This is a genomic window from Geobacter hydrogenophilus (assembly GCF_018501225.1).
Lineage (GTDB): Bacteria > Desulfobacterota > Desulfuromonadia > Geobacterales > Geobacteraceae > Geobacter > Geobacter hydrogenophilus.
Map to the genome: position 1 here is coordinate 431,668 of NZ_JAHCZI010000003.1, position 20,168 is coordinate 451,835.

A 20,168-nucleotide genomic window follows, 5' to 3' on the forward strand; every position below is an offset into this window, starting at 1 on the left:
TTGCCACTACGTCGAAGGCTGAGGTTCTTCGATATGCAATGCATCGCTTGATTTGGGGAATATGCTCTTGAACTTGTACAGTGCGTTTTCAAGTAACCTGGTAGCGTCGGGGTAATCCCTGCTGTACCGGCCAGACTTTACGTTGATTTTCCACAAAGGCGGAGTTCTTTTCAGCTCTCCAGATATGCGAGCCGGTTTGAATCCGGTTAGGGTCGGATGTCCTTTGTCTACACCAATCAGCAGCCCTCCGTCAGCAGCAATCGCCCATATCAGCCCTTGTTTTTTGGGCACGACTCCGTAGATCTCATCGAGGCTCTTCTCACACCTTTCATAATAGACTTGCAAGTACGGATTGTGTTTGATGTCGCCATTGCTAATTTCTTTTGGTTTCAAATATTGCGGGGCGCGCAGATGCCCATAGGTCTGGTCTAGATGGTGGTTGTAATCGTGTTGAGGATCCTTATTAAGGTATTTGTAAACCAAGTGTATAAAGCTGCCACAGTGTTCTTCGACAGTATACCCCTTAAGAAGCTTTAGCACCAATGCTGAGTATTTTTGGTTTTCGATAAATATGTTTGTAATGGCGTTACCCTGCGGAATATCAGTTGCGTCAAACAGGATACTGAAGGCCCTCTCCCCATAAAATGAGAACACTCCCACCCACTGAAATCGAGCACAACTCTGCGTAAGGAGGCTGGCTCGATCATGTTTAAAACGATCACAGTCCTTTCCTCGCGGAAGAGGTAACCCAAGAATTTCTCTTTTTATCTCAGACACTTCATACAGTCGCGTCGAGAAGGTGAGAGTGTCTGCAAATGTAGTATGAGCCTCTTCACCCAGCTCTGTAAGCCAGTTTTCAAACTCATCGACGATTAACTGGCATGTTCGCAATGGATAATTGTAAGAAATCCGAACCTTCTTCTGGGTGGGGATTATTAAACACGACAAATTCAGATATTCGTGAGGCGGTTTCCAGTTGCCCTTGCTGTCTTTATGCTGCAGGGTGAGTAGACACTTGATGTCGCTTTGTTTGCGCAGCGACTTCGGTAAAGACTTACCACCATTTTCGATTACTCTTGCCTTCGCGAATGGGCCAAACCGGTCATCATGTACGTAGAGGGAAAGCTTCTCTCCTTCTTTTTGGTAGCCAAGGATGGTGACAGCGTGTCCCCCCATGAACGTGCCCTTTTTGTTGTAAATGTCGGCACCAAGAATCAATGGAACGTTACTATCTATGTGACAGCGTACAATGTCGAAGATTTCCCATTTCGAGGCGTGAGGTACCAGTTCCATGTGATGTTTCAGGTCCTCAAAATCCAAAGCTCTAAGTATCTGTTTGTGAGATAGTCCCTTGTTGGGAAAACTATTGTTCGACCCGTCAATATGATTGATGGCATTAGTCGTGATTTCACTACACGCAGGAATCAGCCGGTCATCTTTCCAAGCGCAACCATGCAAAGCACTCCAGATGGCAGTAGTTGCACAAGCTGACACCACTTTATCCTGTTCTTGGAATGCGATCGAGTCAACATGCAAGTCGATCCCGAATAGACTGATGTGATATCTCCTGCATAACAGTTTGCTGACAGGGGGGGTGTTTGATGCGAGTCCCGGATAGAGTCTAAGGCAGGTTTTTCCAATGAAGGTCATCGGCAATGGCTTGATTACGATAAAGCCAAGGTAAGATGCCTGGAAGGTACCGTAATCGGCAGACCTTTTGCCCTCCATTAGGACACGGTCAAGCTTGGTATGATTGAGTTCGTCTTGGAAGAAGTGAAGGCGTGCGCATTTATGGCCGCCATTTTGGAAACATTTGACGTAATAGCGTGAAAAGTCCTCTAGGTAATCCTTATCCTGATATTCCCGTTCAAGGAGTATGGATTTAGCCTTGAGGTCTGTGAGGTAATGGAAGAGGAAGTTTACTTGCGGCTTGTTGAAGACGTCAGGAAAGTCAGAACCAAAACATTCCTTCACCAAATTACTGAGGGCCGGTTTGCTGAATTGGCAGACTAGATAGGGAATCATCTACATGCTGTAGGCGCGGGATAGGAACTCCTCTGTGACCATTTTCTCACGGGAGCATTTTTCAAATCGTTCTTCTGCTGCTTTAAGCCGGGCAGCCAAGGCCCTTTTCTTCTCGTCGTCAACAACTGTTTCCATAGCCGCTTTCAATAAGCTTTCGACGGTCATTAGGAATCACCATCCTTTCCAGCATGTCACGGACTGACTATTATCGGGAAACCTTCACGGTTGTCAAGCAATTTGTTCGATGCACCACCGAAGAGTGCACCTTAAGTGTAACACGTCCCACAAATTTTCCAACCTGGGGGGTGAGCCTCGTATAAATGGCCCTTTGCCGGCACCGTGCTTCCGGTAGCGGGCATCCACGTCAATCGCTATCCCGGTTCAGATTCAGGTACTTGATGGCAGTCGCATCTGTAAGTTGGTACGGTTTTTTCTTCGTTCACACGAGCCAAGGATAGTCCGTCACTTTTGGCACTGTTTGAATACTTTGGCGATATCTTTACGCTTTTGGCAGTCGATGCCTCTACCTATCAACTCCGTCACCTGTGCCCGCCCTGCACTCATCCCCTGATTCATCATGTATTGCAAGGCACTTGAAACTTCTTCACTGCTTAAAGGCCAGAACGTTTGATCGAAAAGGTCGACGATCTTGGAGTACCAGTAAGGAACGATGCGTAAATCCCTCGTAAGTTCCGTCTTGCCAAGTCGGTTCCGATGGCAGTAATCCACCAGTCTGTCCGGGTAATCCTCAAACAGGTGCATCAGCCCGGAAAAAAACAGATAATGCTCCTTCAGTCGAATCTGTTCCAAAACAGTCGGTTTAAGTTCCCAGGTCAGGTCGTCAACACTATCCCTCATTACTTCATGGCGCAAGAAGCCGCCGGTCTTATCCCAGAAATGGGCGGCCTTCCATAGTTGGTGGATGATGATAAAGAAGAGGAATGAGTAGACGGGCACTTCCCCTAGCATGACAAACCCGCAGCCTAGAATCGCGTACATGCGTTTAATCGCCTTCAGTCCGTACGAGTCCCTGGCGATCGATTCGACTTCGGCATCCTTGAGCCGGAAGCCGCATTTGTCGCAGTTCGGGAAGTCCGACACCGAAGGCTTGCGGTAAATGGTGAGCGGAGCCTGACAGGCCGGGCACCTGTCCAATAGAAAACATTTATGCCGCAAACATGCGGTTGAGAACGACAACCGCCACTTCCGCCTGAAGTATGGCTGCTCGTCTTCCCGTAAGCATTTCGGACAGTAGCGGAGACCGTATGAAGTGCTTTGCCTCCCGCGCATCCGGAGCGGCATGACAAACTGCGTCCCTCCGGTCTTCGTAAAGGCCTTTTCGAACAGGTACCCTTCGTAGGCCCCAAGCGTCATTGCCTGCAGTGCTTCCAACGGCGCACCACTTTTCATCGCCAATGCCGACAAGAGATCCTGGTCTGACTGCAGATCCATGTCGGCAGACCATAACTTGTTCCTTGTTTCCGGCATATACAGGTTGGTGAACGTCATCGGCATGGTGCGGTGCCGCAGGGCCAGACGGATAAGCCAGGAACTCAGGAGTTCATCCTCATGGGGCCGCAGCTTGAGGGGGAACTTGTAGTGGGCGTATGGCCCCCTCCTGCGCACCTTGAACACCAGCTTGGTCACTTGAGGCCCCGTTCCGCCGGCGGTTGCCTCTTTGACGACGGGGTGAAGTCGCAGCCTTTGATCTCTTCTGCCGTTATCTGCTCCTTCCCGCTATTGATCGCCATAATGGCTGCCTCGTTGACCAAGTCTACGAAATCGCCTATGCAGCCGCTTTCTGCCCGCTCGAAAATAAGTTTCGACAGATCGGGATCTGCAAGCAGAGACGCCATGCTCAAAGGAAGGGTCAGCTCGAGCCGTGCAAGGAACCTCTGGAACTCGTTGCCGTATTCCCACCGCGGCAGGTGTTCCGCCTTGAACCTGCTGGCGAACTGCTCGTCGCTGCTCGTCGCGTACAGGGCCTCCATCGTGCCGACCAAGATGATGGGGACGTGCATCTTGTTATGGAGCGCCTTAAGCGCATTCAGAAGGACACGCTGCTTGAGAACTGCCCCACTCAGTGCATGGCCGATTTCGTCCAGGATAATCATCTGGACCTGAATCTGCTCGAACTGGTAGATCACCTCGTGCAACTTCTTGTCCGGCCTGTCGTTGTAGCGGAACGGCACCATGAGAGTCGTGAGGATCTCATCATAGAGCCTGCCTTCATCTGTCTCCGGGGGGCAGGATTCGAGGTAAAAGACAGGGCAGGCCGATTCGTAAACCCCGTCGGTGGGTGGGTGCATGTCCTTGAATCGGCGCACCAGGGTGCTTTTGCCGCAATGGGAATCGCCGACGATGAGAAGGCTCGGTGGCCTGATCTTTCGCGGCATCTTCAACAGCATCTCGAATTTCGAAAGGAGACGGTCCGCCTGGGTATATGGAAGCCACCGATCCTGATGTATGTAATGGATCCTTTCTTCGAGGCTCCTGCCAATCATTTCCTTGGCGTCGGGGAGCAGTCTGGCGACATGCTTGTCGTCTATCGTCACGTTACTCTTCCCCCGTAGTTTTCTTCACGATCACGCCATCCAGCAGTGATGCGTCATCATAAATGCTCGCGATGTCATCCAGGGGAGCGGACTGTTCCTCGGTTTTTGCGAAGGCGTTGCCACGGTCTGTCTGGTCAATGGGTTTGCTCTTGACCCGCCGCCTCTCGACCTCTCGCTCCCGCCTGGCCTGCTTGGTCTTCGCGACCGCCTCGTCCCTGATCTTCATCCGCTCAGCATAGGCCTCGAATATCTGCTGTTCGTCTGGATCGTCGATCCCTTTTTCCTTGCAGCGCTTTTTGGAACCCTGAAGCTCCCAAATGGTCATTGGGGGCCGAGTGAGGTCTTTGTATGGAAGTTTGAAAAATTCCTTTCGGTCAGGGTCATAAAAATAGAGAGGACTTATCTTCCTCGGATCGCGCTTGAACAGGAACTTACGAGCGTTGCCGTTCCCGTCCGTTTTGCCGACCCAGTGTCTCAAAATATCGTGGAAGTATTTTATTTTGTCGAGTTTTATCCCCTCGCGCTGGATTGTGCGCCAGAACGTCGGAAGAAGAAAAATTTTGAGCCGTTCCTGATCTTCGACTATGTCTGGGAGTCCGATTCCTACGGTCTTGTCGTCGCCGAAAATGCCGAGCTCGTATTTTTTGCGTGGTGACATGCCCAACTCTGAATGCTCTTCCTCGTTGTACTCCTTTGCGATGAGTATGGTGAGCCACTTCTCTATTTCATCAATGGTGTAGACGGCTTTTTCTTCGGAAGGGTAGTCACCGCGATCGTTGATGTTCGAAAACGTGCTGCCAGGTTCATTATGGATCTTGTTGTTAAGGGTCTTGGCATACCGCTCAATGTGCCCCCCGTATTCGGGAGTGGCAACAGGGCGCCAACTGATCTCCACCCAGTATTCTTCCTCAAACGGAACGAAGTCTTCGCTGCGAAATTCCCCGGCATTATCAAGGAGCAAGGTCCGCATGATGCCGAATGTCTCCCACTTTGCATTGACACCCACGCTCTCGAGAAAATGGTCTTTAGGAAGGATACAGTGGGCGATCAGTTGGCCGACCGAAAAGATGCTTGGCGCGTCGAATGACAGGCTGAAGCCCAATACCATTCGGCTAAAAACGTCAATGGCTAGAGAAAGATATGGCTTGCCAATGGGCTCGCGGTCCTTATCGTCAACCAATATTAGGTCGAGCGGCGTATGGTCTATCTGCACCACGTCGAGTGGCCATTTCGCATCTGGGAATGTGCCCCCAGCAGTCGGGCGTTGGCGTCTCTTCCTGCGGCCCTTCTGCCTTGGGATATTCTGCTCCTTAAGGTATGTCTCCAGCCGATCGGCTACGGTGACCCACGTTGGCACCTTCAATCCCGCAATCTTACATTTGTTTTTTATGTCTGTTTGGAGAGACTGTATGGAAACCTTGGTGATGTCGACCAATTTGGCCTCCACTACAGCTTTGAAATGCTGCCGTATGATATCCTCCACAGCCTGTGCTATTCGATGTTGCCCTTTGCCGCCACGGCAATGCGTTTTCGGCATCAGGGAAGAGGGTGTGGCCGATTTTCTGTATTCCCGAAGCATCCGGTAGATAGTCGTGAAGTGGACTCCATTCTGCGCGGCAAGCTCTTCGATTTTCTTTCGCGAGAGCTTATTCCTCACAGCGGGCTTGATGATCTCGAACCGCTGCAAGGAGATCTTCTGATCTTTTTCGGAAAGGCAGTTGAGTGGCGCTGCAGGGACCTTCTCCTCATCAGCACTTCGTGCCGATAGCTCTCCCAATGTCAGGACTCGAATTGCTCCGTCGATGACATTACGCACCTTGACGGAGCTGAAGTCTACGGGTCCAATAACCTCGTATTCCACGTTTCCGCAGAAGACGATACTTCCGGCCTTAAGAGAGATTCTCTGTGCCATTTGAGATCCTCAATATGGTGCTGTGACTTATTGGCTTGCTCAGATCGGCCTCTATTTCACGTGTGTACAACATGTGCCAGATGGCACGGGTGAAATGGGCCTGGGCTATGCGGTCCTCTCCAAGGGATTTCAGAAGATCTCTGAGAGGCAAGGGCCCGGCGTGCTCTAGTATTCCAATGATTAGTTTGCGTTTCGTTTCGATATTATGGGGAGGCTTGACGAAGCGGTAGATGAGGCGATAGTTGGCAAGAGCGTCATCATAGATATCCTTTTCTTTTATGATGACAAATTCGCCACCTTGTACCTCGACGTGGTTTCTCGCAAGGGAGAACCTTCGCTCGAGGTCTTCGGCTTTCTTATCTAATTCTTCCTGGGATTTGACTTCAACGATTCGTGGCGGTTTGCCGTCGAGGAATATGACCAGACAGTCTGGCGTATAGGACACCTCTTTGCCATCAACCGAGCCGGAAAGCCTGATGGGCTGCTCCTCGTAGCTTGCGATGGTTCGATCGAACTCAAGGCGGAGATAGTAGTCCCTCTCAAGTTTGGATTCGTAACCAATGCAGCGTCCGTTGATGGCGCTCGGAAACCTGCCGGAGATGGAGCGGTATGTTTTGGGGATCTTGCGGACTGGCATGCGCCCCTCTGCAATTTTGTAGCGCTATCTAGTGAAAATTGCGATTTTGTAGCACTAACTATGCAAAGAGTAGCATTAACTTTTAAAATTTGAAACAATTAATCTATATTGACAATTTAGCATAAATGGCTATATTCGACGCGGAAAAATGACTTCGTCGGCAGGTGGGAATTGGTAGCACGAACTATTAAAAATGACAGGAACACGCCCCGCCCCGGCGAGGTCTCCATGGCGAACCATGGCGTTCTTTTCCTCGATGAGTTGCCGGAGTTCAAGAAGCATGTCCTGGAGGTCCTCCGCCAGCCCCTGGAGGACGGGCGCGTCTCCATCTCCCGCTCCCTCATGTCCCTTACCTATCCGTCGCGCTTCATGCTCGTGGCAGCCATGAACCCCTGCCCCTGCGGCTATCTGGGAGATCCCCTCCATCCCTGCTCCTGCACGCCGGTCATGGTTCAGCGCTACCGTTCCCGCATCTCCGGGCCGCTTCTTGATCGAATCGATATTCACATTGAGGTTCCCGCCGTCAAGTACCGTGATCTGGCCGACCGCAGCGAGGGGGAAAGCTCCCGGGACATCGGCAGCCGCGTGGAGCGCGCCCGGGAGGTCCAGCGGGATCGTTTCCGGGGCTCCAAAGTTCACAGCAACGCCCAGATGACACCCCGTTTCATAAAGAAGTTCTGTGAGCCGGACGCGGCCGGAAGCAGGATGCTGGAACTGGTTACCGATCGGCTCGGACTCTCTGCCCGATCCTACAGCCGCATTCTCAAGGTGGCCCGCACTATCGCCGACCTGGATGGGAGCGATGCGGTCAGGGAGCAGCACGTCTCCGAGGCGATCCAATACCGCAGCCTGGACCGCAAGGTGTCGTCGTGACGCCACTCTTTCCTCCTCCATTGTGCAAGGTGTCTGCAAATGTATGCAGTATGCCGCATCCCCGGTGCTACTCCATGAATAGTTAATAATTTTTTAGCTTGACTAAAGAATGGTGCGCAAGTAAAATCCGGTTCTAATTTTAGGTAGACACTATCGCAGATTTGACTGATTTTTCGTTTCAGATGTTGAGTAGTGTCAACTTTTGTACCAGCGTTTACAGGCTTTGCTTGTAATCACCATCACAAAACGGAGGTAAGAGATGTCAGAGTACGGCACACTGCAAGACCGCGTACGTTGCAAGTCACTGCTCAACAAGGTCATGACCCCCGAGCAAACTGTCCAGTTCTTCAAGCCGGGCATGAACCTCGGCTGGTCCGGCTTCACGCCGGCAGGCTATCCCAAGGTGGTTCCCATCGCGTTGGCCGACCACGTTGAGAAGAACAACCTCCAGGGCAAGTGGAAATTCAACCTCTTTATCGGCGCCTCCGTCGGTGCCGAAACCGAAGACCGCTGGGCAACCCTCGACATGATCGACCGCCGCTGGCCGTACCAGACCGGCAAGAACATCGCCGCTGGCATCAACGAAGGCCGGATCCGGATGGGCGACAAGCACCTTTCCCTCTTCGCCCAGGACCTGGGCTACGGCTTTTACACCAAGGACAGCGAGACCGGCCGGCTTGACCTCGCCATCATCGAAGTCTCCGCTATCACCGAGGACGGCGGCCTGGTTCCCACCACCTCCTGCGGCGTCATCCCCGAGATCCTCATGCAGTGCGACCGGATCATCGTCGAGGTGAACACCGGCCAGCCCTCCTTCGAAGGGATTCACGACATCATCGTCTGCCAGACCCCGCCGAACCGCCAGGTGATCCCGATCACCAGCGCCGGCGAGCGCGTCGGCACCTCCTACGTGCCGTGCGACCCGAGCAAGATCATTGCCGTGGTCGAGTCCAAGCTCCGTGACAAGGGGCGCGCCTTTGCCGAGCAGGACGACACCTCCGAGGCCATCGCCAACCACCTCATCGACTTCTTCTCCCACGAAGTGAAGGCCGGCCGTCTTCCCAAGAACCTCCTCCCGATCCAGTCGGGCGTCGGTTCCATCGCCAACGCCGTCATCGGCGGTCTGGCCAAGGGGCCCTTCACCAATCTGACCGTCTTCACCGAGGTTCTCCAAGATACTATTCTGGATCTCTTTGATTCCGGCAAGTGCGATGCAGCTTCCGCCTGCTCCCTCTCCCTCTCCGAGAGCCCGGGCTTCCCGCGCTTCTTCGAGAACTGGGACAAGTACTTCGGCAAGTGCACCCTGCGTCCCCTCTCCATCTCCAACGCCCCTGAGCCGATCCGCCGCCTCGGGTGTATCGCCATGAACACCCCGGTCGAGATCGACATCTATGCCCACGCCAACTCCACGCTGGTTGGCGGTACTCGGATGATCAACGGCCTCGGCGGTTCCGGCGACTTCCTCCGCAACGGCTTCCTCAAGATCATGCACACCCCGTCGAGCCGGCCCTCCAAGACCGACCCGACCGGTATCTCCTGCGTGGTGCCGCACTGCTCCCACATCGACCACACCGAGCACGACCTGGACTGCGTCGTTACCGAGCAGGGTCTGGCCGACCTTCGCGGCATGGCTCCGAAGGACCGTGCAAAGCGGATCATCGAGAAGTGCGCCCACCCGGACTACAAGCCGATCCTTAGCGAGTACCTGGAAATCGCTTCCAAGGACTGCCTTGCCCGCAAGGTCGGCCACGAGCCGCAGCTGTGGGACCGCGCCTTCAAGATGCACCTCAACCTGGAGCGCAACGGCACCATGAAGATCAAGAACTGGGATGTGAAGATCGACCTCTGCGAGTAAGATCGACAGCCAGTGCCAGCCACGAAAAAAGCCCCGCCGGGAAACCGGTGGGGCTTTTTTCGTGGCATTCTGATGAGCAGAGAAAGGGGAGTTTCCTTGTCAATGCGCGGCCGGCAATGGCGTGACTCGGCGACTCATGTCCCCGCCGGTCCGGTAGCCCTGGGGTCAGGACTGCCTGCGGGGCTGCCCGCTGCTCTTGGAGTTGCGGTATTCGACGATCGGCCCATGGGATGACGAGCGATCGCCCCAGGGGGAGCGTTTGGCGCTGCCTGACCTGCTGCCGCCCGTCTTGGCGTTATCGCGAGGCCCGTAGCTTTTCCGTGCACCACCGGTGGAGCCTCCCGGTCTGCTCCCTTTCCCTGCCGAGACGCGGGACAGCGGCCGGCGCGGTTCAAGCCCCGGTATCCGGTGCTCGGGGAGGGACTGGCCGATGTAGCGCTCGATCCGGGCCAGGTAGCTGACCTCATTGAGGGAGGCAAAGGAGATGGCGATCCCCGATGCACCTGCCCTGCCCGTGCGGCCGATGCGATGGACATAGTCCTCGGCGAATTTCGGCAGGTCGAAGTTGATGACATGGCTTATTCCGGTGACGTCCAGGCCGCGGGCCGCAACGTCGGTGGCCACCAGGAGCCGGATTCTCCCCTGCTTCATGGCGGCGATGGTCCGGTTGCGTGCATTCTGGGGCATGTCGCCGTGGAGTGCCGCGGCGGAGTGCCCCTGGCTCCGGAGTTCGATAGCCATGTTTTCGGCATCGCGCTTGGTGGCGGAGAAGATGATCGCCTTCTGGACGTCGCCATCGGTGATCAGATGCTGGAGCAGCCTGTTTTTGTGGGAGAGGTCGTCGGCCACGTGGAGGCGCTGTTCGATATGCTCATGGGTTGTCTTTGTGCCCGCGATTTCGATGCGCTCTGGTTCGTTCAGGAGCCGCCCCGCCAGGCGCGCCATGGTGGCGTCCATGGTGGCGGTGAAGAGGAGGGTCTGGCGGTCGGAGGGAGAAGCTGCGGCGACCCGGTCCACGTCATCGCTGAAACCCATGTCGAGCATCCGGTCTGCCTCGTCGAGAATCAGCAACTCCAGGCGGGAGAGGTCGAGGCTTCTCCGGTCCAGCAGGTCCACGAGGCGTCCCGGTGTGGCCACGATCAGGTCCACCGGCGCCGAGAGGAGCCGAAGCTGCTCCCGGTAGGGCATGCCGCCAAGGATGGCACCGCTGCGTATCCGCAGGAGCTTGCCGTAGGAGCGGACCGCGTCGGTCACCTGTTGGGCCAGTTCCCGGGTGGGGGTGAGGACCAGGACGCGGGGTCCGCGGCCGGGCTTTTGGGCCGGGCGGGCCAAACGCTGGAGGGCTGGAAGGACAAAGGCTGCGGTCTTGCCGGTGCCGGTCTGGGCCGTGGCGAGAAGGTCGCGGCCCTCCAGTGCCCTGGGAATCGCCTGGGCCTGGATCGGGGTCGGGTCGGTGTAGCCGCAGGCGGCGACCGCCTTGAGGATGGGGGGGAGGAGGTTCAGTTCAGCAAACGTCATGAATCGGTTCCTTTAGGGTCGTTTCCGAACGCCAACGGGCACAGCCGGACGAATTGCGGGCATGCAACGCACCATGCCACGCGCGTCGCGAAGGGCGCCGTGATCGTTACCGGAAAAAGACAGAAATGAGTACGCGTGTGAGCCGCAGGGCAACCTGATGCCCTGATAGGGGACGGCAGCAACACAGGATGACTGGCATGATACATCGTCGCCAACCGTGTGTGCTGCTGCGCCGTAGGGCGTTGCCGTAAGCAGAGGGGGTTAGTGAGCGATGAAGCAAATGGCGGGGGTACTTCGTGGGTGTGCCTGAAGGCAGGTTCCGCCTGAGCGTTGATCAGTCAATGGGCACTCTACGGGATAATTAATGAAATGACAAGGATTTATTTCCGGGCCTTGGGGTGGGCCTTGTCGTAGACCTCCATGAGGCGGTCGATGCCGACGTGGGTGTACTTCTGGGTCGTGGAGAGGGAGGCGTGCCCCAGGAGCTCCTGGATGGCCCGCAGGTCGGCTCCCCCTTCCAGCAGGTGGGTGGCGAAGGTGTGGCGGAGGGTGTGGGGGGAAATCTTCCGCATGGCGGCGATCCGGAGGATGTGCTTGTCCACCACGCGCCGGACGCTGCGGGAGGTGAGGCGGCCCCCCCGGGCATTGGTGAAGAGGGGGGCGTCGAGGGGGGGATGGTTCCGGGCGTCGAGGTAGCGGGAGATGGCGGCGCGGGCGATGTTTCCCACCGGCACGATCCGCTCCTTCCCCCCTTTGCCGAGAACCCTCGCGGTGCCGTCCTCCAGATCGACCCCACCGACGTTCAGGCCGGTCAATTCCGACACCCGGACGCCGCAGGAGTAGAGGGCTTCAAGGATGGCCCGGTCCCGCAGGCTCAGGATGTCAGGTTCCTTTGGGGTTTCCACCAGAGCGGTGACCTCGTCGATGGAGAGGTGGTAGGGGACTTTCTTCTCCTTCTTAGGGGTGGAGACCAGCTCCGCGGGGTTTTTCACGAGGCGCCCGGTCCGGACCAGGTGCTTGAAGAAGGCCCGCACCGCCGCCAGCTTTCGGCCCACGGAACTCTTGGTGTGGTCCCGGTGAAGAAGCGCGAGCCAGCGTCGGATCAGGAGGTGCGACACCCCCTCCGGCCCCGTTGACGGAACCAGCTCGCCCTGGACGAACTCCCGGAACTGGGCCAGGTCGGAACGGTAGGCGGCCAGGGTGTGGGGTGAGGCGTTACGCTCCGTTTCCAGGTGGCGAATGAAGGCGGCTATCTCCTGTTCCATGGGAACTCCTTTCGGTGAGGCCATCATAGCAGATTTTCGTGTAAACCGAACTCTGGTTGTTTCCGGGGGGGAAACAGGGTATTCTTCTGAAGTTTCCCTGTTTTGACCAGGGTCAAGGCGGGGAGGGGACACGAGAAGTACGATTTGTTAATTATCAATAACCGGGGAGGTACAGGATATCGTGAAACGGGTGGTCATCATCGGCATGGGGTTCGGCGGCATCAGGGCGGCCCGCGTTCTGGCGGGAAAGGGGCTCGACGTGGTGCTGGTGGACCGGAACAACTACCACCTCTTTCAGCCCCTCCTCTACCAGGTGGGGACGGCGGGCCTCGAGCAGGAATCCATCGCCTACCCGGTGCGGGCCATGGCCCGGGAATGGAGCGGCACCCGCTTTCACCTGGCGGAGGTGACTGGGGTCGATTTCCCGGCCCGGGAGGTGGTGACCGGCAACGGCCGCATCCCTTACGATTATCTGATTATAGGCGCCGGGAGCGTCACCAACTACTTCGGCCTCGAATCGGTGGAGCGCCACGCCTTCGACCTGAAGGAACTGGTGGACGGGGAGCGGCTCCGCAACCATATCCTCACCGCCTTCGAGCGGGCCGTGGTGGAGCCCGACCCGGCGAAGCGGCGGGCCCTCATGACCTTCGTCATCGTGGGTGGCGGGCCCACCGGGGTGGAATTTGCCGGGGCACTCATGGAGCTTGTCCGCTACGTCCTGGCCAAGGATTACCCGGAGTTGAGCGTCCAGGCGGCCCGGGTCGTGCTGGTGGAGGCATTCGACCGGCTCCTTGCCGCCATGCCGCAGGAGTTGCAGGTGTACACCCTGGAGAAGCTCCGGACCATGGGGGTGGAGGTCCTTTTCAACGCCCGGGTGGTGGATGCGGGGCCCGAGCGGGTTACCCTCCACGACGGCGCCATCATTCCGGCCCATACCCTCTTCTGGTCGGCGGGGGTCAAGGCGGCACCCCTGGCCGCCACCCTCGACGTTGACCCCAAGCCGGGGGGGCGGATTCCCGTGGAGCCCGACCTGACCCTTGCCGATCATCCCGAAGTCTATGTCATCGGCGACATGGCTTGGCTTGAGCAGGACGGAGCGGCCCTCCCCATGGTGGCGCCGGTGGCGATGCAGATGGGGACCTATGCCGGCGAGGCCATCGTGGCCCGGGAGAAGGGTGAAACACCCAAACCGTTCCGCTACCGTGACCGGGGGAGCATGGCCACCATCGGCCGGAGCGCGGCCGTGGCCTGCGCCTTCGGCATGAAGTTCCGGGGGTATGCGGCGTGGCTCGTCTGGCTCCTGCTCCACCTCTACTACCTCATCGGCTTCCGAAACCGGATCGTCGTCATGCTCAACTGGATCTGGTACTACTGGTTCCATGAGCGCCAGGTGCGGCTCATCACCGAGCGGGTGGAGGAGTGAGGCACGCCGTCGCCATCGAGCGGGCCGGGGATTACCAGTCCGACGTCGTTCAGCCCGCCCTTGCCCGGCTCCTGGCGCCCTTGGGGGGCATGGCCTCCTTCGTCAAGCCGGGGGAACGGGTCCTCCTCAAGCCGAACATGCTTGCTGCGAAGGAGCCGGAGCGGGCGGTCACGACTCACCCTGAACTGCTCCGGCAGGTGATCGGCCTCGTCAGGGAAGCGGGGGGGATTCCGCTCGTGGGTGACTCCCCCGGCGTCGGCGGCATCCGGCGCGTGGCGGAGCGAAGCGGCATCCTGGCCGTGGTGGAGGAGACCGGGGCCGAGTTCGTCCCCTTTGACGAGACGGTGACGGTGCGGGGCCAGGGGCTCTTCCGGGAGTTCCAGATCGCCCGCCCCTACCTGGAGGCGGACCGCCTCATCAACCTCCCCAAGCTCAAGACCCACGAGATGATGACTATGACCTGCGCCGTGAAGAACCTCTTCGGCGCGGTGGTGGGGGCCGCCAAGGCGGGGTGGCACCTGAAGGCCGGGGCCGACCGGGAGCTCTTCGCCCGGATGCTCCTGGAAATCTATCTTTTGCGCAGGCCCGACCTGACCATCGTCGACGGCATTCTCGCCATGGAGGGGGATGGGCCGGGAAGCGGCGACCCGCGCCACTGCGGGCTCCTTCTCGCCGGGACGAATCCGGTGGCGGTGGATGTCATCGCCGCCGAACTGGCCGGCATCCCGAAGAAGCTCCTCTGGGTGGAGCGGGCCGCCGAGTCCCTTGGCATCGACGGCTGGGACCGTTCAACCATCGAAACCTGCGGCGTGACGGTTGACGACGCCCGGGTTCCCCCCTTCCGCCTCCCCCACATTTCCGATGTCCAGTTCGGCCTTCCCCGCTTTCTCAAGAACCGGCTCCGCCACTACCTCACCTCGCGCCCCTGCAGCAATCCCGAGGCGTGTACCCTCTGCGGCATCTGCCGCGATGTCTGCCCCCCGGGGGCCATCACCATCAGGGACGGAAAGCTGGCTTTTGACTACCACGCCTGCATCCGCTGCTTCTGTTGCCGGGAGCTCTGTCCCGAGGGTGCCCTCGACGTGCGGGAAGGGGCGCTCCTGAAAATGATTAAGAAATGTGTATAAAGATATTTAATCACCCCCTCCGTTGACATCCTCCGGGGGGGTGATTACTATTGAATCAGGCCCGCAAAACGCGGGAACATCATTGCGAAAGGAGACCTCGGCCATGTGGACCACGATCTATATGCTTCGCCCGGTAACCCGTTGCAAGGAGGGTTGCCGACGCATGCCCGTCGCGTAGTGCGGCGGGCTTAACCACCAGCCCCCTGCCCCATGGCAGGGGGCTTTTTCGTGTCAACCGGTTGAGGTTTGCCTCGTTTTCATCTATACACAAAGCAGAAATGCGATAGTGATATCTATCCTCGCCGAGGTTCCGCATGAAGAAATTCCTCATCCCCGCCGCTGCCGTTCTCGTGGTGGCTGGCGTTGCCGCGTACTTCACCCTCAACAAAAAGCCGGAAACGGTATTTAAGACCGCCAAGGTCGAACGGGGCGACATCGTCTCCACAGTCTCCGCCACCGGCAATCTCGCCGCCGTGGTGACGGTGCAGGTGGGTACCCAGGTTTCCGGCACCATACAGAAGCTTTTTGTGGACTACAACTCGCCGGTGAAAAAGGGGCAGATCATCGCCCAGATCGACCCCTCGCTGTTTTCGGCTCAGTTGGAGCAGACACGGGGGAACTACCTGAACGCCCAGGCCAGCCTCCTGAGGGTCAAGGCCGACCTCGAGGATGCCCGGAAAAACCTGGAGCGGAACCGCCAGCTCCTCAAGGACGGCGTCGTTTCCCAGAGCGATTTCGATACTGCCGACAACCGGTACCAGATGGCCAAGGCCACCGTGAAGGCGACCGAGGGGAGCGTGGCCCAGACCCGCGGCGCCTTCAGCCAGTCGGAGACCAACCTCCGCTATGCCACCATCCGTTCGCCGGTGGACGGCATCGTCGTTTCCCGCAACGTGGACGTGGGGCAGACCGTGGCCGCGTCGTTCCAGACCCCGACCCTCTTCACCATCGCCCAGGATCTGACCCGCATGGAGATCGACACCAGCGTGGACGAGGCCGACATCAGCCGGGTGCAGGTGGGACAGCCGGTCAGCTTCACCGTGGATTCCTATCCCGAGAACCGCTTCACCGGCACCGTCCGGCAGGTGCGCAACGCTCCGGTCGTCACCCAGAACGTCGTCACCTACGTGGTGGTGATCGACGTCGACAACAAGGATATGAAGCTCAAGCCGGGGATGACCGCCAACGTCAGCATCGAGATCGCCCGCAAGGAGAATGTCCTGAAGCTTCCCTCCGCCGCTCTCCGGTATAAGCCCAAAAAGGGGACCGATGAGAAGGAGGCTAAGGGGCAGCAGGCCGGTCCGGAACAACGGCGGAAGAAGAGGGAAGGGGGACAGCAGGTCTATATTCTGGGGCCGGAGAACAAGCCGGTCCAGGTGCCGGTCAAGACCGGCATCGGCAATGACGGGCAGGTGGAACTGGTTTCCGGGAACCTCAAGGAAAACGACCAGGTGATTATTGAGCAGGTCACTCCGCAGCAGAAAAAATCGGGCGGCATGGGCGGACCCATGGGGCCGAGGTTCTAGATGGGCGAGGTGGTCAAAATTACCGACGTCACCAAGGTCTATACCATGGGGGATCAGCGTGTAGAAGCCCTCCGGGGGGTCTCCTTCACCGTCCGGCAGGGGGAGTTCGTCGCCATCATGGGCGCCTCGGGGAGCGGCAAGTCCACCTGCATGAACATGCTCGGCTGTCTCGATGTCCCGACCAGCGGCGAGTATCTCCTGGAGGGTGTCAATGTGGGGGGGCTCTCCCGCAATGAGTTGGCTGAGATAAGAAACAACAAGATAGGGTTCGTATTTCAGGGGTTCAATCTCCTCCCCCGGACCACGGCCCGAGAGAACGTGGAGCTGCCGCTGGTCTACGCCCGGATGCCGGCGGCGGCCCGCCGGGAGCGGGCTCTGGCGGCCCTGGAGCGGGTGGGGCTCGCCGGCCGGGCCGACCACTACTCGAACCAACTCTCCGGCGGCCAACAGCAGCGGGTGGCCATCGCCCGGGCACTAGTGAACGAGCCGGCCATTATCATGGCCGACGAGCCGACCGGCAACCTCGACTCCCGGACCACGGTGGAGATTATGGCCATCTTCCAGGAGCTGAACCGCCACGGGATCACCATCCTCATGGTCACCCACGAGCCCGATGTGGCCGCATTCACCGGCCGGCACCTCGTCTTTCGGGACGGAACCATCATCGCCGATACGCCGAACCCATCGCCCGCCGTGGCGGTGACCCACGAGGAGGCCCCGTGACCACCCTCTGGCAAAGTCTCCTTATCGCCCTCCGGGCGCTGCGGGTCAACAAGATGCGGGCACTCCTGACCATGCTCGGCATCATCATCGGCATCGCCGCCGTCATCGCCATGGTGGCCATCGGCGCCGGGGCGAGCAAGATGATCTCCGACCAGATCTCCAGCATAGGGAGCAACCTCCTCCTGGTCCTTCCCGGCTCCACCACCAGCGGGGGGCTTCGGACCGGGGCCGGCGGCACCCCGACCCTCACCTACGATGATGCCCGGGCCATCCAGACGGAATGCCCGTCGGTGGAGAATGTGGCCCCCACGGTCCGGGGATCGGCCCAGATCGTCTATGGAAACCAGAACTGGTCCACCATCGTCATGGGGTGCACCCCTGAAATGCTTGTCGTTCGGGACTGGCCCCTGACAACGGGGAGAAACATCTCCCAGTCCGATGTGGACGGCGCCACCAAAAACTGTATCATCGGCCAGACCGTGGCCGAGAACCTCTTCGGCGATGCCGACCCCATCGGCAAGATCATCCGGATCAAGAAGATTCCGTTCACCGTCATAGGGCTTTTGGACCACAAGGGGCAATCTCCCCAGGGGACCGACCAGGACGACGTGATCTTCGTGCCCCTGCGCACTGCCCAGCGCAAGCTCTTCGGCAGCCAGTTCCCCAACACGGTGGGCGCCATGATGATCCAGGCGAAAAGTGCCGATGTCCTCAAAAAGGCCGAGGAAGAGGTGGCCGCGCTCCTGGACCAGCGCCACCGGATCGGCCCGAGCCGGGAGCGGGATTTCACGGTGCGAAACCTGTCGGAGATCCTCGCGGTTTCGGAGCAGTCCTCCAAGGTCATGTCGATCCTCCTGGGGGCTGTGGCCTCCATCTCCCTCGTTGTCGGCGGCATCGGCATCATGAACATCATGCTCGTCTCGGTCACGGAGCGGACCAGGGAGATCGGCATCCGGATGGCCATCGGCGCCAAACAGCGGGATATCCTCCTTCAGTTTCTGACCGAAGCGGTGCTCCTCACTACGGTGGGGGGGATCATCGGCATGGGGCTCGGGGTGGTGGGGGCCATGGCGGTCTCGAAGATCATGCAGTGGCCGACCCTCATCTCGACCGAGGCGATCGTTATCGCCTTTCTTTTCTCCGCCGGCGTCGGGGTGTTCTTCGGTTTCTACCCGGCCCGCAAGGCGGCCAATCTGAACCCCATCGAGGCCCTGCGGTACGAGTGATTCTGATCGGGAAAACAACGAACGAAAAAGGGGAAAGGCTAGTCGGCCTTTCCCCTTTTTCGTTATCCTCACGGTTTACTGCGCCTATCTCAAATACTCCTATTCCGGCTTCGGCTTCTCCCCCGCCGGCTTCTTCCGGGGCCGGCGTCGCTTCTTCGCCTCGCCTTCCCCTGCTTTCTTCTCCCCCTCCGGATGCTTCCTGCCGTGGTGGGTAGGCCCCTTTGCCCGGCTCTCCTGCCCCTTGGGCTTTGGCTTCACCCGCTTGAAGTCGTGGACGAAGAGGTCGTCCTCGGCCCATTCCACCGGGATCTTGTCCTTGATGTACTCGTGGATCGCCTCCAGGTGGAAGGCGCCGTCCTCGTCGGCCATGGAGATGGCCTTTCCCTCGGCGCCGGCCCGGGCGGTGCGGCCGATGCGGTGGACGTAGTCCTCGGCGTCCTGGGGGAGATCGTAGTTGATGACGTGGGAGACCCCGTCGATGTGGAGCCCCCGTGAGGCCACGTCGGTGGCGATGAGGATCGGGAGTTTGCCGTTCTTGAAGTCCTCCAGAATCCTGAGGCGCTTGCGCTGCTCCACGTCCCCGGAGATGACCCGGCAGGGGGAGTCGTTGGCATTGAGCCGCTCGTCCAGGAACTCCGCCTCCCGCTTGGTGTTGACGAAGATCATGGTCCGCTCCATCCCCTCCTTGCGCAAGAGGCCTAGTAAGAGCGGGAACTTCTCCTTCCGCCCCACGTGGTAGAGAACCTGCTCCACCCGCTCGGCGGTCATCTGCTCGGGGGTGACCGCCACCTTCTCGGGGACGTTCATGAACTCGTAGGCCAGCTCCATGACCCGCTGGTTCAGGGTGGCGGAGAACATGAGATTCTGCCGCTTGTCAAAGGGGGGGAGCCGCCGGAGGATGAAGCGGAGGTCGGCGATGAACCCCATGTCGAACATCCGGTCCGCCTCGTCGATGACAAGGACCTCGATCTCCTTGAGGGAGTAAACCTTCTGCTTCAGGTAGTCGATGAGCCGCCCCGGCGTCCCGACCACCACGTCGGCCCCCTCCTTCAGGGCGCTCCGCTGCTTCATGTAGTCGACGCCGCCGTAGATGGCCTGGATGACGAAGCCGCAGTGGGCCCCGAGGGCCTGGGCGTCCTTCTCGATCTGGACGACGAGCTCCCGGGTGGGGGCCAAGATCAGGGCGCGCGGATTGCGGGTTTCTCCCCCCGTGGGGTTCTTCAGGAGCCGGGTGAAGAGGCTGATGAGGAAGGCTGCGGTCTTGCCGGTGCCGGTCTGGGCCTGGCCGGCCACATCCTTGCCTGAAAGGGCCAGGGGGAGGGTCTTTTCCTGGATCGGGGTGCAGTCGGTGAAGCCGGTGTCGGCGATACCCCGTTGCACCTGTTCGGGGAGGTTTAAGTCGGTGAATTTCATCTGGTGTTCCTTTTTTTCGTTATTTCAACCAGATAGCTATAGCACAGGAGGTCGGGAATGGCAAGAAAAGCGCTTCCGGGCTTCCGGGCT

At 58.7% G+C, this 20,168-nt stretch carries 15 protein-coding genes and 1 pseudogene; 7 read left to right on the top strand and 9 right to left on the bottom strand.

The annotated features are described in order from the left end of the window. Nucleotides 1–6 precede the first annotated feature (6 nt). From KI811_RS07985 to KI811_RS08010, 6 genes are all read right to left on the bottom strand, one after another. On the bottom strand, nt 7–2,025 hold the full coding sequence (locus KI811_RS07985) for a hypothetical protein (protein ID WP_214185936.1): 2,019 nt from the start codon (nt 2,023–2,025) through the stop codon (nt 7–9). Beyond that, nucleotides 2,026–2,190 carry a hypothetical protein gene (locus KI811_RS07990; protein ID WP_214185937.1) on the bottom strand — a complete coding sequence of 55 codons (165 nt, stop codon included), beginning with the start codon at nt 2,188–2,190 and terminating at the stop codon, nt 2,026–2,028. A 297-nt stretch (nt 2,191–2,487) separates the two neighbouring features. Further along, nucleotides 2,488–3,672: a TniQ family protein gene (locus KI811_RS07995; RefSeq protein ID WP_214185938.1), complete on the bottom strand. Its 1,185-nt coding sequence runs from the start codon at nt 3,670–3,672 to the stop codon at nt 2,488–2,490. Next, nucleotides 3,669–4,580, bottom strand: coding sequence for a TniB family NTP-binding protein (locus tag KI811_RS08000; RefSeq protein WP_214185939.1), 912 nt, complete (start codon nt 4,578–4,580; stop codon nt 3,669–3,671). Before KI811_RS08000 ends, KI811_RS07995 begins: the two co-directional genes overlap by 4 nt. A gap of 1 nt (nt 4,581) precedes the next feature. Continuing rightward, nucleotides 4,582–6,492 carry a Mu transposase C-terminal domain-containing protein gene (locus KI811_RS08005; RefSeq protein WP_214185940.1) on the bottom strand — a complete coding sequence of 637 codons (1,911 nt, stop codon included), beginning with the start codon at nt 6,490–6,492 and terminating at the stop codon, nt 4,582–4,584. Beyond that, on the bottom strand, nt 6,470–7,129 hold the full coding sequence (locus KI811_RS08010; RefSeq protein ID WP_214185941.1) for a TnsA endonuclease N-terminal domain-containing protein: 660 nt from the start codon (nt 7,127–7,129) through the stop codon (nt 6,470–6,472). The genes KI811_RS08005 and KI811_RS08010 overlap by 23 nt, the downstream gene beginning before the upstream one ends. A 150-nt stretch (nt 7,130–7,279) precedes the next feature. Here KI811_RS08010 and KI811_RS18890 point away from each other — a divergent pair. After that, nucleotides 7,280–8,002 (top strand): annotated as a pseudogene (locus tag KI811_RS18890) (YifB family Mg chelatase-like AAA ATPase); the annotation flags it as partial. A gap of 259 nt (nt 8,003–8,261) precedes the next feature. After that, entirely contained in the window at nt 8,262–9,857 is a 1,596-nt protein-coding gene (gene scpC, locus KI811_RS08020; protein ID WP_214185942.1) for a succinyl-CoA:acetate CoA-transferase ScpC, read from the top strand. A gap of 165 nt (nt 9,858–10,022) precedes the next feature. Here scpC and KI811_RS08025 read toward each other — a convergent pair whose 3' ends face one another. Together KI811_RS08025 and xerC are read right to left on the bottom strand one after the other, a co-directional pair. Then, complete coding sequence (locus KI811_RS08025; protein WP_214185943.1) at nt 10,023–11,375, bottom strand: DEAD/DEAH box helicase; 1,353 nt, start codon at nt 11,373–11,375, stop codon at nt 10,023–10,025. Between the two features lie 380 nt (nt 11,376–11,755). Then, complete coding sequence (gene xerC, locus KI811_RS08030) at nt 11,756–12,640, bottom strand: tyrosine recombinase XerC (protein WP_214185944.1); 885 nt, start codon at nt 12,638–12,640, stop codon at nt 11,756–11,758. A gap of 181 nt (nt 12,641–12,821) precedes the next feature. Between xerC and KI811_RS08035 the strand changes: the two genes are divergently transcribed. From KI811_RS08035 to KI811_RS08055, 5 genes are all read left to right on the top strand, one after another. Next, nucleotides 12,822–14,063: an NAD(P)/FAD-dependent oxidoreductase gene (locus KI811_RS08035; protein ID WP_214185945.1), complete on the top strand. Its 1,242-nt coding sequence runs from the start codon at nt 12,822–12,824 to the stop codon at nt 14,061–14,063. Next, nucleotides 14,060–15,190, top strand: a complete 1,131-nt coding sequence (locus KI811_RS08040) for a DUF362 domain-containing protein (protein WP_214185946.1) — start codon at nt 14,060–14,062, stop codon at nt 15,188–15,190. The genes KI811_RS08035 and KI811_RS08040 overlap by 4 nt, the downstream gene beginning before the upstream one ends. Before the next feature lie 314 nt (nt 15,191–15,504). Further along, complete coding sequence (locus KI811_RS08045) at nt 15,505–16,716, top strand: efflux RND transporter periplasmic adaptor subunit (protein ID WP_214185947.1); 1,212 nt, start codon at nt 15,505–15,507, stop codon at nt 16,714–16,716. Then, nucleotides 16,717–17,439, top strand: a complete 723-nt coding sequence (locus KI811_RS08050) for an ABC transporter ATP-binding protein (RefSeq protein ID WP_214185948.1) — start codon at nt 16,717–16,719, stop codon at nt 17,437–17,439. It begins immediately after the preceding gene. Then, complete coding sequence (locus KI811_RS08055) at nt 17,436–18,665, top strand: ABC transporter permease (protein WP_214185949.1); 1,230 nt, start codon at nt 17,436–17,438, stop codon at nt 18,663–18,665. Before KI811_RS08050 ends, KI811_RS08055 begins: the two co-directional genes overlap by 4 nt. Nucleotides 18,666–18,764: 99 nt before the next feature. On the opposite strand, the gene KI811_RS08060 is transcribed toward KI811_RS08055, so the two are convergent. Further along, on the bottom strand, nt 18,765–20,078 hold the full coding sequence (locus tag KI811_RS08060; protein WP_214185950.1) for a DEAD/DEAH box helicase: 1,314 nt from the start codon (nt 20,076–20,078) through the stop codon (nt 18,765–18,767). Nucleotides 20,079–20,168 lie beyond the last annotated feature (90 nt).

What these genes read in the sequence shown, in the direction of transcription:
- KI811_RS07985 (WP_214185936.1), bottom strand. Translation starts at nt 2,025, where the DNA reads ATGATTCCCTATCTAGTCTGCCAATTCAGCAAACCGGCCCTCAGTAAT.
- KI811_RS07990 (WP_214185937.1), bottom strand. Translation starts at nt 2,190, where the DNA reads ATGACCGTCGAAAGCTTATTGAAAGCGGCTATGGAAACAGTTGTTGAC.
- KI811_RS08005 (WP_214185940.1), bottom strand. Translation starts at nt 6,492, where the DNA reads ATGGCACAGAGAATCTCTCTTAAGGCCGGAAGTATCGTCTTCTGCGGA.
- KI811_RS08010 (WP_214185941.1), bottom strand. Translation starts at nt 7,129, where the DNA reads ATGCCAGTCCGCAAGATCCCCAAAACATACCGCTCCATCTCCGGCAGG.
- scpC (WP_214185942.1), top strand. Translation starts at nt 8,262, where the DNA reads ATGTCAGAGTACGGCACACTGCAAGACCGCGTACGTTGCAAGTCACTG.
- KI811_RS08025 (WP_214185943.1), bottom strand. Translation starts at nt 11,375, where the DNA reads ATGACGTTTGCTGAACTGAACCTCCTCCCCCCCATCCTCAAGGCGGTC.
- xerC (WP_214185944.1), bottom strand. Translation starts at nt 12,640, where the DNA reads ATGGAACAGGAGATAGCCGCCTTCATTCGCCACCTGGAAACGGAGCGT.
- KI811_RS08045 (WP_214185947.1), top strand. Translation starts at nt 15,505, where the DNA reads ATGAAGAAATTCCTCATCCCCGCCGCTGCCGTTCTCGTGGTGGCTGGC.
- KI811_RS08050 (WP_214185948.1), top strand. Translation starts at nt 16,717, where the DNA reads ATGGGCGAGGTGGTCAAAATTACCGACGTCACCAAGGTCTATACCATG.
- KI811_RS08060 (WP_214185950.1), bottom strand. Translation starts at nt 20,078, where the DNA reads ATGAAATTCACCGACTTAAACCTCCCCGAACAGGTGCAACGGGGTATC.